This is a genomic window from Flaviaestuariibacter amylovorans (assembly GCF_039541815.1).
In the GTDB taxonomy this organism is placed as follows: Bacteria; Bacteroidota; Bacteroidia; order Chitinophagales; family Chitinophagaceae; genus Flavisolibacter; species Flavisolibacter amylovorans.
In genome coordinates this window covers 563,916-576,143 of record NZ_BAABGY010000007.1, presented here as the reverse complement: position 1 = coordinate 576,143, position 12,228 = coordinate 563,916, and the positions used below count along the sequence as shown (strand labels likewise).

Genomic DNA, 12,228 nt, shown 5'->3' with positions numbered 1-12,228 from the left:
TTGCCCATACGTTTATTGCAGGACAAAAGTTTCGAACCCTTCGTTTAACACGATGCCACTTTTCGCGGCGCAGTCGTTCACTTGCGCAACGAAGGAGAAGTCAGAGATGATGCGCTGCGCCGCATTGATGTCGGCCGCGAAGATGCGGTCTTCGGCGGCAAAGCCTACGAACTGCCGCAGGTAGCCATGCGCACACTCGATGAGCGGACTGCTCTTCAACGGGCGGCGGAACTCGAGGGCCTGTGCGGCGCTCAGGAGCTCGATGGCCAGGATGCTTTCGAGGTTGTCGAGCACCTGGTTCACCTTGCGGCCGCTGATGGAGCCCATGCTCACATGATCTTCCTGCCCGAGCGAGGTCGGTATCGAATCGGCCGAGGCCGGGAAGCAAAGCGTCTTGTTCTCCGTTACGAGCGCCGCGGTGGTATACTGCGGGATCATGAAGCCGCTGTTGAGCCCCACGTCCTTCATCAGCAGCAGCGGCAGGCCCCACTTGCCTTCGAGGAGGAGGTAGCAGCGCCGGTCGGAGATATTACCGATCTCGGCCGCGGCGAAGCAGGCGTAGTCGAGCGGGAGGGCCAGCGGCTGGCCGTGGAAGTTGCCCCCCGAGATGGTATTGTCCTTATCGAGCACGATGGGGTTGTCGGTAACCGAGTTGGCCTCGATGGCCACAAGGTCGGCAAGATGCTGCCAGGCATTGCGGGAGGCACCGTGGACCTGCGGCATACAGCGCAGCGAATAAGGATCCTGTACGCGGCCGCAGTCGACATGGCTCTGCATGATCTCGGAACCTTCGAGCAGGCCGCGCAGGCGCTGGGCCACGAGGCGGTTGCCGGCATAGGGACGTAATTGATGCAACCGGTCATCGAAGGGCGCGCGGGTTCCGGTGAGTGCTTCGAGGCTCATGGCCCCGATGATGTCGGCGGCCTCGAGGCAGTTGTGCATCCGCTGCACCGCCTTGATGGCGAAGGCCAGGATGAACTGGGTGCCGTTGATCAGCGCCAGCCCTTCTTTGGGACCCAGGCTGATGGGCCCGAGCCCGCTTTCGCGGAGCACTTCCGCTGCCGGGCGCCGGGCGCCTTTATACATCACCTCGCCGAGCCCGATAAGGGGCAGGAACAGGTGGGCCAGGGGCGCAAGATCTCCCGAAGCGCCCACGGAGCCTTTCTCCGGAACAACCGGGATGACGTCGTTTTCGATATGCCAGATGATGCGCTCGAGGGTTTCCAGCTGCACGCCGGAGTAGCCCTGCACTAGCGCCTGCACCTTGGTGATCAGCATGAGCTTGGCGATCTCGGCGGGGATGGGGGCGCCCACGCCTACGCTGTGGCTCTGCAGGATTTTGTGCTGCAGGAGGCGGGTGTCGCCTTCGGAGATCGGCGTATCCGCGAGGATGCCAAAACCGGTGTTGATGCCGTACACCGTGCGGCCTTCGTCCACGATGGCCTGCACCGCTTCCTGGCTCTGCCGTACCCTACGCGTCGCTGCTTCGTCAAGGGTACCCCGAAGATGGCCTGCGGCCAGCAAAAGAGCGGTTTGAACGGTCAATTGCTGGGTTCCGTAGAAAAATGATTTGCTTAACATGGAGGTAGCGAAAATAGCGCTTAACTTAGAGCTACAAGCTATTCACCCCAATTCGTCCTTATGGAGAACCTATTACAGCGACTTACTTCGGCCCTTTTCGGCGCTTTCCAAAGCCCTTCCGCAGCGCCCCGCACCTTTGCCGCCTGCACGCGCGGAAGCCGCATTTCCTTCAACCGCTCTCCGTTCGTGCACCACTTCTATAATGAAGAAGGCGACGAGGTGTACACCGGGCAGAGCCTCGAGAACAAGGTAACCTACGGGTTCATCACCTGCCACCTCGCCAAGCCGCTTTCCGACCTCATGCTGGCGGAGCAGCGCCTCTTCCTGTTCCTGGAAAGCCTGCACCCGCACTTCGAGATCGAATGCACCACCGGCCTCGACCACGGCCTCTCCCACCCCGTAAACCCCGACGTGGTCGGCATGACGGAATACTGGCAGGACGCGAAAGGCTACGACTGGAAGGTACAGGCCTGGACCGACGGCAGCCTGATGGCCGTTACGTACGTACGCAACATCAACATCACCGATTTCCGCAAGCAGGACGCCTTCCTCGATTCGTTTGCGTTCCCCAGCGTGCGTAATTTGGTCTGATTGGCCCGGTTCTGCTATCTTTGCACCCGCCTCACAAGGTCCGGTAGCTCAGCTGAATAGAGCAGCAGCCTTCTAAGCTGCGGGTCATAGGTTTGAATCCTATCCGGATCACGATCATTCCAGAAAGCCTTTGTATCCTGCGGTACAAAGGCTTTTCTTTTCTGGATGCAGCTGCCTCAGGTCCGGGGTGCCCTGCCGGAAAGTGCCATTGAAGGAGATCGGTAGGGTACCGATTGGCTCGGGAATACCTTGCGGCATTGGGTTAGATTGCCAAGCACCGTTATCTTTTCCGACGAAACCCAATAGAAAGTGACGAAGGAGCAAAAACAAGTTGAACTGGAACGGTGCCGCGCGATCCTGCTCGCGACCTTCGATTACCTGCTGGTGCGGGAAGGAGGAGCCTTCGTTGTGGATGGTTACGACATGGCGAAAGAAGCGTTTGAGCAACAGAAAGTAAAGACCGAAGCTTACTTCACACAACGTCGGCTGGACCGGATGCAGCAGCGGCTCGCAAAAGAGCTCCGGCATTTACAGCGTTGCGTGGATCTGAACTTCTCCGCATTTGTCAAATCGAGGACAGGCTACGACATCAATCTGTTTGGCGACCTGCACGATCGGGTTGCCACCATCAAGGCGCAAAACGAAATCCGTAATAAACGGGAAATGAACGATGTGCTGACGGTATTGGAATGGAATCAAAAGACCTCGTCCGATGGTGCGGAGTCGGAACAACTGCTTTCGCTAATCCATGCGTACCTGGATCGGGAAAGTCAAGCGTCCCGGAAGCGGAAAAATGATTATTCCGAAGTGGTGAGTCGTACCGAGCAGGATGGTGTCGAGACAGAATTAATACGGTTTTCGACCGGCCCGAAGCCAAAGCACTACAAGGAGCAATGGATTCCTTCGCCGGATGGAACCCAACAGTTGCAGGTGGCGCAATGGAGCGACGGCAACCAGGCGACAACCTATGTGGCGCTACAAACAGCAAAGGGCGCGAGTGGGGCGATTTACAATTGTACCGGTTTATTCAACGATATCAATGCCTTCTGGAAAGACAGTAACACCGTCGTAATCGAAACGCGTGAAGCATACCCATCCAACGCGCAGCATCGGCAGGTTCAGAGTCACGACACGGTGATCAACATTGAGTATCGCGAGCTTTAGGAGCATTGCCTGCATAAGCGCGGCACCCTCCAGGCCCATTGACTACATTTGGCCATGCCCCGCAATCCCATCCCCCGCCTCCGCCTCGCCGCCCAGCACTTGCTCAAGCCGGTCCACGACGACCCAACAGAAGTCGTGCGCCACCTCGGCGCCGTGCAGGCACAGGACTTCCCGATGTCGCTCTGGGCGGTCGGGATCCGCATGAAGCACGGAACAGTACCAACGGTTACCGAGGCGCTCGATGCGGGCCGCATACTCCGCACACACGTGCTCCGCCCTACCTGGCACCTCGTGGCCGCCGAAGACATCCGCTGGATGCTCCGCCTCAGCGCGCCGCAGGTGCGGACCGCCATGGGCTCCTTTGCCCGGCAGCTGGGCATCACCGACACCCACTATCGTAAAGCCCGCCGCCTCTTCGAAAAGCACCTGCACGGCGGGCAACAGGCCACCCGTACCGAACTGGTGGACCTCCTTAAGCAGGCCCGTATTTGTACGGGCGACGGATCCTCCCTCTTCCTGATGGACGCCGAGCTGGAAGGACTGATCTGCAGCGGTACCGGCGCAGGGCGGCAAAGCAGCTATGCCCTGCTCGACGAGCGGGTACCGCCCACGTCCGACCTCCCCGGCCGCGAAGAGGCTGCCGCCCGTCTTGCCCAACGCTACTTCACCTCGCATGGCCCCGCTACCCTCGACGACTTTGCCTGGTGGAGCGGCCTCCCGCGCGGGCTGGCGCGCGACGGGATGGAAGCCGTGCGCGCCCAGTTCGCCGGGCTCACCTGGGAAGGCTACTCTTACCTGTTGCCGGCCGGACTTCCCGATGCCGCTGCGCTTCCCTCCTTCCTGCTTGCCGCCTTCGACGAATACTTCATTTCCTATAAAGACCGGAGCGCGGTCATCCGGCCGGAGCACCAGGCAAAAGCCTTTACGGCCAACGGTATCTTCCGGCCCATCGTGCTCGAAGGCGGTGTGGCCGCTGCCACCTGGAAACAAATGCCCGCAAAGGGAGCTACCGCGCACCTACGACTTACCTCCTTCGACCCGGCCACAGCGCTTTCCCCGCGCAAGCTGGCAACCGCTATCACCCGCCTTTCCGCATTCCTCGGAGTCCCCTTGCAAACGACCTGAACCGGTACGCACATCATCCATCGCGCACCAGGCATCAAACGAAAAGGCCCCCTTGCGGAGGCCTTTCGGTTTTTACTGGTCTGAATGATTAGAGCTTGATGATGTTGCGCTGTACCGTCAGCTTACGGCGCTCGTCGATGAGCTGGAGCACGTAGTTGCCGGGGCGCAGGGCGCTCATGTCGATGGTGCCGGTGGTGCCGAAGCTGCGGTTCACCTTCAGCGGCTGGCCGTACATATCCACGAGGCGCAGGGTCAGCGGGCCTTCGGTGCCGGTGTAATTCACCTTCAGCACCGAGCTTACCGGGTTCGGCGCCGTGCTGACCTGGCTTTCGAATACCTGCTGAGGCGTGCGGGTGCGGGCTGCGTCGGTGCTGCCGTTGGTATTATCTCCGGGGTTGGCAACAGGACCGCAGTTGCTCGCCTGGATGGCGAAGCCCATGGGGGCTCCGGCGCAAGTGGTAGATCCATTGTAGGTAGCGGTCACCACGATGGCTGCCGTGCCGGTGCCCGTAGGCATGAACGCGGGGATCGGACCGGTGCCGGAGGCGGGCAGGCCAATACCGGGGTTGTTGTTGGTCCAGGTGTACGTCACGTTCGACATCACGTCGCTCGTGAAGTTGATCGGAGCCGTCATCTGGCCTACGCAAACCGGCTGGTTGGGCAGCTGCGTCACCGTGGGCGTCGGGTTCACCGTGATGTAGAATACGCGGGTCTTGCCGAAGCAGGTCTTACCATACTTGGAGAGGCGCGGTGTTACGGCGATGCGGGCGCGGATCGGGGCTCCGGTGTTGTTCATCAGCATGAACGGAGCGATGTCGCCGTTGCCGGTGCCAGGAAGGCCGATGTTGATGTTGTCGTTGGTCCAGGTGAACGAAGTACCCGGATCGTCGGCGATGAAGTTGATCGGGAACGAGGTCTGTCCGGCGCAGCGGGTTTGGTTGCGCAGGTTGTTCGTGATGGTCGGCGTACCGATCACACGTACCTGGGTGGTGCCCATGATCATACCGCAGGCGCCGCTGTTCACGGTGTAGTTCACGTTGTAGATGCCGCCTGTGCTGGTAGCCAGGTTGATCATGCCGGTGTTCGCGTCGATCGTAAGGCCGGCGGGTGCGGTAAAGGTGCCACCCATAGCGCCCATGATCGTCGGGGAAACCATATTGTTGCCGGTGCAGAAGGGCTCGCCTGCATAGCTCAGCGAAACCGTGTTGGCGTTGATCGTGATCATCGTCGTGTTGACCTCTGCGCAACCAGCGCCGGTGCTGCGGGTATAGGTGACCATATAGGTACCGGGGGTGCTGGAGCCGGTGTTGACGGCGCCGTTCGACGAGTTGATCGTGAGGCCGCCCGGGGAAGCCGAGAACGTGCCGCCCGTGGTGCCGGTAAAGGTCGGCAGGATGATGCCCGCGTTGGAGCAGTAGGGCGAGGCGTCGTAAGAGATCGTGGCAGAGCCTACCGGGTTGGGGTTCACGGTGATGGTGAAAGTTTCCGGGGTGCCTGCGCAGCGGGCGCCGTTGATGTAGTAGGGGGTCACGGTGATATTGGCTACCATCGGCGTGTTGCCCATGTTCATGGCCGTGAAGGAGGCGATTTCATCCGTGCCGCCGCCATTCAGTCCGATCATGGAGTTGTCGTTCGTCCACATGTAGCGTACGCCGCTGCCCATGGTAGAACCGGTGAAGGCGATGGTGCCTACCGTTGCGCCGTTACAGACACTGATGTTCGCAACATCGTCTACCTCGGGAACCGGGTTGACGAAGATGGTGAAGCTCATCGGCTTGCTGGTGCAGGTAACGCCGTTGTCGGTGTAGGAGCCCGTCACGGTGATGCGCGCCACCTGTACCTCGTCGGTCGCGTTCATGGCCATGAACGGAGCGATGTTGCCGGAGCCAGACATGCCGAGGCCGATGGAGTTGTTGTCGTTCGTCCAGGTGTAGGTCATGCCGGGCATCGAGCCGGTGAACGCGGGGATGTTGACCATCGAGCCGGCGCAAACTGCGGGGTTCGGTACGGGGTCGACCATCGGGCGCATCATGATCGTAAACGAGGTCTGCGTATTCACAACAGGGCAGCCGTTGGCAGCGGGGATGTTGTAGTTCACCGTATAGGTACCCGCTGTCGAATTAACCGTGTTGATCATGCCGCTCATGGCATCGAGCTGGAGCCCGCCCGAAGAAGTGAACGTGCCGCCGGGGGTGCCGTTGAGCATCACCATCACCTTGCCCTCATCGGAGCAGAAGGCGTTTTGTCCGTAGGTGATCGAGGCAGTAGGACAGTGGGCGACGGTGCGCTCCGTCTGTGCTGTCGCTGTCAGCGCGAGTGCTGACGTACAAAGTCCCAGCATCGCCGGGCGCAGGCGATTGGAGAGTCGCTTCATAGCGCCCGCTGTGTAAGACCGGATGACTGCGTAACAAGTGTTCATACGTGTTTATTTGAGTTAAGGATTGACATGATAGCAAGCTGACCGCGGGCAACTCGTGCTGCAACCGGGTTTTGTAGGGGGCGTTGTGATTGGATCCTGATGCTCCGGTACGCCACTGCAAGGGCCATTGACGGCGACTGCAGCGTGCCCGGGTGGTTTTTCGCACCTTCCTGGCAGGGTGCCTGAGCGGCCCTGCAGGGTTGGGGTTTCGGATAGAGGGCGCTGTTGGGGAAAAACCGACGCAACCGGTCGCTGATGTACGGTCGCTGGGTCAGCCAACAAGGCACAGGGGTATGCAATAAGAAGGCCACGGCGTTATAATTCTGTGAAAGTCATGGAGATAGCTCATCCATAGTGCAGTACCGGTTCGAGCAGTGCGGGGCTCGTCCTTGTGATTGCGCAACCAATTGAAACGCAGGGGCTACCCGGGTTTCTACGGATGAGCCGTACGTGCGGCCATCTGATTGCGCACTTCGAAAAAATGTTTCATGTGTAGTGGATTCCACAAATGCCCGTTCGTCGTTACCCAATCGGGTGCAGCGTGTTGTTGACAGCGCCGGGCCGGAGGCAGTGTCTGTTGTTTGGCTATCTTCCCGCAAATTTCCTCCTCCATGAACGTCCGCATCGAAGAAAGCTGGAAGCAGGTACTGGCCGATGAATTCAAGAAGCCCTATTTCAAGCAGGTAGTGGAGCACCTGAAAACGGAAAAGACACAGGGAAAAACGATCTACCCGGCGGGCGCCGACATTTTCCATGCGTTCGACGCAACACCCATTGCCCAGGTAAAAGTGGTGATCCTCGGCCAGGATCCTTATCACGGCCCGCGGCAGGCGCATGGTCTTTCGTTCAGCGTGCAAAAGGGCGTGGCGCCGCCTCCCTCCCTCATTAATATTTTCAAGGAGCTGCACGACGACGTGGGCATGGCGATCCCGCGGCACGGTTTCCTCGAGCACTGGGCACAGCAGGGTGTGCTCCTGCTCAACGCCTCGCTTACCGTTCGTGCCGGCGAGCCGATGAGTCATTCGAAGATCGGCTGGCACCACTTTACCGATACCGTGATCGCCAAGGTATCGAAGGAGCGCCCACATGCCGTTTTTATCCTCTGGGGCAAGTTTGCGCAGCAAAAGGAAACCCTCATTGATCACAAGAAGCACCTGATCCTGAAATCGGCGCACCCTTCTCCTCTGTCTGCCCACAACGGCTTCTTTGGCAGCCGTCCTTTTTCGAAAACCAACGAATGGCTCGCGAAGAAGGGAATCGATCCGATCGATTGGTCACTCGAGTAAGGGTTAGGACGTTTGGTGATCAACCAGGGCGGGTTGTTTGGTCCTGCCGCAGGTGAAGCCGTTGTGCAACAGCGCCCCCCGTGCGGGCGGTACTGGAGGGGCTACGCCCGATCCAATCAAACCTGCACCACCTTACCAGCGCGTCACCTGCGCACGCGGCCCAACCCTCTAAACCTCCTAAACCCTCTAAACCTAACTCCTTCCCTTTACTTTTGCCGCGATGCGCACGCTTAAATATATCCTGGCCCGCTTCTTCGCTTTCTGGGCGGCCCTCGTGTTTGTGTCGACGATGCTGCTGGTGCTGATCCCGATCGTGCTGATCGGCTTCGCCGCCGAGCCGCGCCGCTCGCGCCTGTTTCAGTCCCTGATCCAGGGTTGGATGACGGTGTTCTTTGTGCTCACCGGGGTGCGCCGCAGCTTCCGGGGCCGCGAGCACTTCCGGAAGGGCGAAAACTACGTCGTGGTCTGCAACCACCGCTCCTACCTGGATCCGCCCCTCTCCTCGCCCGGTATCCCCACTGCTAACAAAACGATCGCAAAGGCCGAAATGGCCAAGATCCCGCTCTTCGGCATCGTGTACCGCCGCGGCTCCGTGCTGGTGAACCGGAAAAGCGAGGAGAGTCGGAAAGCGAGCTATGGCAAGATGAAGGACGTACTCGTGCGCCACGGTTTTCACATGTGCATCTACCCCGAAGGCACCCGCAATCGGGGATCCGAGACGCTGATGAAGTTCCACGACGGCGCCTTCAAGCTGGCCGTCGAAACCGGTAGGTCGGTGATTCCGGCGCTGCTCTTTCATTCCGAAAAGGTGATGCCGCCCAACGAAGGCTTTTACTTCTGGCCGCACCGCGTGGCCATGCACTTTCTGCCGCCCGTCTCCCCCGCCGGTAAAACCGTGGCCGAACTCCGCGAGGAGGTACACGCGCTGATGACGCATTACCTCGAAACAACGAAGGCATAGCCCCCGGAGGAATATCGAGTATCGAATGCAGGCGCCCTGGCCTGCATCCCGACCGAAGCGTCGGGACAAGGAATATCGAATATCGAACGATGGCGCTTCCCCCTGCGTCCACTCCGAAACCTTGCGTGGTGCACCGCCACAAGAAAATTCGGATAACGTAGTGAGGATCGTTCTGCTGTGTACCAAGGCTTTTTCACTCTGGTCCTGACATGCACAAACCGCACGGCCATTGGAAGAACGAAGGTCAGTACGGTAAACGACCTTTTACCAATAGACCAATAAACAAATAAACAAATAGACCAATAAACTAAAAATCATTGAACACCCGCGTCCGGTTCACGCGCAGGTTCTGCAGCAGGCTCGACTTGGGGCTGATGGTGATGGTGAAGAAGCGCTGCAGCCCGATCGGCGACACGCTGATGGCCATCTGCCAGCAGTGCATATCACGGTTGATGGAAAGCGCGAAGGCGCCGAGGGTCTTCGTCTTCAGGTCGTAAAAGGCCTGTGCGCTGAAGTTCCATTTCGGCGTGAGCGAGAATGAGCCGTGGAGGTTCACCGACGAGTTGAAATCGGTGACCACCTTGCCGTCCTCGGTCCAGTTGCGGCTGAAGCCCATGGCCAGGTCTACGCCGAAATCGTAGGGAATGTTGAAGTTGACGAACTCCCGCGGGTTCCGCCGCATATAATCCTGCAGGCGGCTCTGGTCGGCGAGCAGGGTCGGGTCGGTGATGCGGTTCTGGTCCACGGCCACTGTCTGGTCGCCCTGGCTCTCGTCGCGCGGCTTGCTGCGGAACGAGGTAGAGAGCGACAGGTTGCCGCGGGTAACGCGCCCGAGCCGGCCTCGGCCGAACGAAACCGTATTCACACGGCGGCCGAAGTTATTCACCTCGTACGGATCCAGGTCGGCTGTGAAATTGAGGTTCACCTTGTCGAACAGCGAGCTGCGGAGGTAAAGCGAGAACGTATTGAGCTGGAACGAATCGAGCAGGAAGTTATAGCCGCTCGTAAAGCCGAAACCGTCGATGAGGCGGATCTTTTTGGACTCCGCAGCCCCCGAGTCGGTGGTGGCGCGCACCTTCATCTCCAGCGAGTTGTCGACCCCGAAGCCGATGCCGCCGAACTCGACGTTTGAATAGCCCGAATAGATATTGCTGTTGTTCTGGTAGACGCTGTACACCCGCTTTTCGCCCGCACGGTTATACTGCACGGTCTTGTAATAGTTCTTCGCGAGGTTGGGGCTGTAGCTGAAGCTGAAGCTGGGACGCACGGCGTGGCGGATGGCCAGGATCTTCGACCGCTTGAAGTTGAACGTACCGAACACGTTGGTGCCGAAGCCCAGCCCCACCGACATCTGGTGCGCCGTATGAAAGCCTTTGGTGGTGACGGCGTCGAGCGTATCGGTAACGGGGTTCCAGGTGTACTCGGTGCGGCTCATGATCCACTGCTGCTGGTAGGAGATCGAGGGAGTAACGATGAGCGGGCCAACGGGGGGCAGCGAAAGGGCAATGGGGATATTGTGCGTGGCGCCCCAAAGCAGCGTATCGAGCAGGCGCTTCGCATTGAAGGCCGAGTCGTAGAACGAGAACTGGTTCTGGAGCTGTCCGGAATACCCGACACCGATCTTTTCATACCAGCGGGCCGCGCCGAGGGCCTCTTTGCGCTGGAACGGGAAGATCTGGTTCACCGTAAAGCTGGCATTGGGAAGACTCACGTTGATGAGGCGTGTGATGTTGTCCTGGTTGTGGTTGGCCGCCAGCTGCAGCGAGAAGGGCTTCCCGATCCAGTTCTTCGAATACGAGATCGACGACTGCTGCTTGTTCTGGAAATTGCGCAGCGTGTTGGTGGTGAGGTACTGGTTGTACTTCGCCGAGCTGGCGTTCACCGATGCGTTGAACGTAACGCCGGGGCGCGCCCGCTGGTCGGTGGAGTGACTCCAGGCGATCAGGAAGGTCCGGTCGGAGCGGAAGTCGGGGTCGCCCTTGAAGTTGATCTTCGTGTTCTGGAAGCTCAGGTTCACGGTGCCGGTGTAGCGGTAGCGTTTGCGGTAGGTGCTCGTGAGGTCGCCCTTCCAGCCGCCGTACGAATAGATATCGGCGCGGAAGGTCGCGTCGATGTAGTCGTTTAGTATTTTGTAATACCCGATGCCCTGCAGGCCGAGCCCCTGTTGGTCGGTGGCCACGAATTGCGGCGCGAGCATGCCCGACTTACGGCCGCGCGTGAGCGGGTAAAAGCCGAAGGGCAGGTACACCGGCACCGGCACCCCCTCGAACTCCGGGTGCATCGGACCCGACACGGCCACTTTCTGGTTGATGACCTTCAGCTTGTTGGCCCGGAAGGCGAAGTGCGGATCGTCGAGGTCGCAGGTGGTGAAGCGCGCCCCCTTCATGAACACGGTGTTCGAGTCCACTTTCTTGGCGAGGCCCGCGTTGATGAAGATCTCGTTCTGGTTGGTGAATGTATTATAGGTGAGACCGCGCTGCGTTTTGAAGTTGTACCGGATGGTGTCGCTCTGAAACTTGTTTTCTTTCTCGGTCATGACGGCACGGACAAGCGACTCGCCGAGGCTGTCCTTGGTGCCTACCGCCGTCAGTACACTTGCCTTCTGGTCGAGGATCACGACGGGCGCCTGGAGGTTTACGTCCTGATATTTTGTTTTCGTATTCCCGTACAGGATGACCTTCTTTTCCGGCACGAGGATCACGGCGCTGTCTTCGGCCTCGTAGGTAACGGGTGCGGCAAAGCTATCCTTGGAAATACGGAGCGAGAAGGTATCGGTGCTCAGGATCGTGGTGTCGGAAGTGATGAGCGAGTCGCGGCCCGAGGTGTCGGTGCTGTTCCGCAAAGCGGGGCGCCGCGACGTATCCGGGCGGCTGGTGTCGGGCGGATTGGTGCGGGTGTTGCGGGGCTTCTTCGGAACGGTGTCGGCTGTTAAAGGGGCGATAAAACCGGAAGGATGGATATCACTGGCCCGTACGGTCCACGTTAGCACACAAAACAATGCAAATATTGCCGGCGCAGTAACGTGTTTTTTTAAACTAAATTTGTCCGGACCGTTCATATAAGATGAACAAAAATAGAGTTTTAAGAATTAAACGATTTGT

At 59.3% G+C, this 12,228-nt stretch carries 8 protein-coding genes and 1 tRNA gene; 6 read left to right on the top strand and 3 right to left on the bottom strand.

Annotated features, from left to right (window positions below; genetic code table 11):
- Positions 1-12: 12 nt before the first annotated feature.
- Positions 13-1,581: a histidine ammonia-lyase gene (gene hutH / locus ABD937_RS10980; protein WP_345255752.1), complete on the bottom strand. Its 1,569-nt coding sequence runs from the start codon at positions 1,579-1,581 to the stop codon at positions 13-15.
- A gap of 60 nt (positions 1,582-1,641) precedes the next feature.
- Between hutH and ABD937_RS10975 the strand changes: the two genes are divergently transcribed.
- The 4 genes from ABD937_RS10975 to ABD937_RS10960 all read left to right on the top strand — a co-directional run bounded on the left by ABD937_RS10975 (position 1,642) and on the right by ABD937_RS10960 (position 4,461).
- Positions 1,642-2,172 carry a hypothetical protein gene (locus ABD937_RS10975; RefSeq protein ID WP_345255751.1) on the top strand — a complete coding sequence of 177 codons (531 nt, stop codon included), beginning with the start codon at positions 1,642-1,644 and terminating at the stop codon, positions 2,170-2,172.
- Positions 2,173-2,209: 37 nt separating this feature from the next.
- A tRNA-Arg gene (locus ABD937_RS10970) sits at positions 2,210-2,283 on the top strand.
- A 198-nt stretch (positions 2,284-2,481) separates the two neighbouring features.
- Positions 2,482-3,336, top strand: coding sequence for a hypothetical protein (locus tag ABD937_RS10965; protein WP_345255749.1), 855 nt, complete (start codon positions 2,482-2,484; stop codon positions 3,334-3,336).
- A 54-nt stretch (positions 3,337-3,390) separates the two neighbouring features.
- The gene (locus ABD937_RS10960; protein ID WP_345255748.1) at positions 3,391-4,461 is read left to right on the top strand and encodes a winged helix DNA-binding domain-containing protein; all 1,071 of its coding nucleotides are present in this window, start codon (positions 3,391-3,393) and stop codon (positions 4,459-4,461) included.
- Positions 4,462-4,549: 88 nt separating this feature from the next.
- Here the strand turns inward: ABD937_RS10960 and ABD937_RS10955 are convergent, their stop codons facing one another.
- Complete coding sequence (locus ABD937_RS10955; protein ID WP_345255747.1) at positions 4,550-6,835, bottom strand: T9SS type A sorting domain-containing protein; 2,286 nt, start codon at positions 6,833-6,835, stop codon at positions 4,550-4,552.
- 656 nt (positions 6,836-7,491) lie between these two features.
- Here ABD937_RS10955 and ung point away from each other — a divergent pair.
- A complete protein-coding gene (gene ung, locus ABD937_RS10950) occupies positions 7,492-8,166 on the top strand; it encodes a uracil-DNA glycosylase (protein WP_425185809.1) in 675 nt (224 codons plus the stop codon).
- Positions 8,167-8,386: 220 nt separating this feature from the next.
- Complete coding sequence (locus tag ABD937_RS10945) at positions 8,387-9,127, top strand: lysophospholipid acyltransferase family protein (protein WP_345255745.1); 741 nt, start codon at positions 8,387-8,389, stop codon at positions 9,125-9,127.
- Between the two features lie 307 nt (positions 9,128-9,434).
- Here the strand turns inward: ABD937_RS10945 and ABD937_RS10940 are convergent, their stop codons facing one another.
- On the bottom strand, positions 9,435-12,116 hold the full coding sequence (locus ABD937_RS10940) for a putative LPS assembly protein LptD (RefSeq protein WP_345255744.1): 2,682 nt from the start codon (positions 12,114-12,116) through the stop codon (positions 9,435-9,437).
- Between the last annotated feature and the right edge of the window lie 112 nt (positions 12,117-12,228).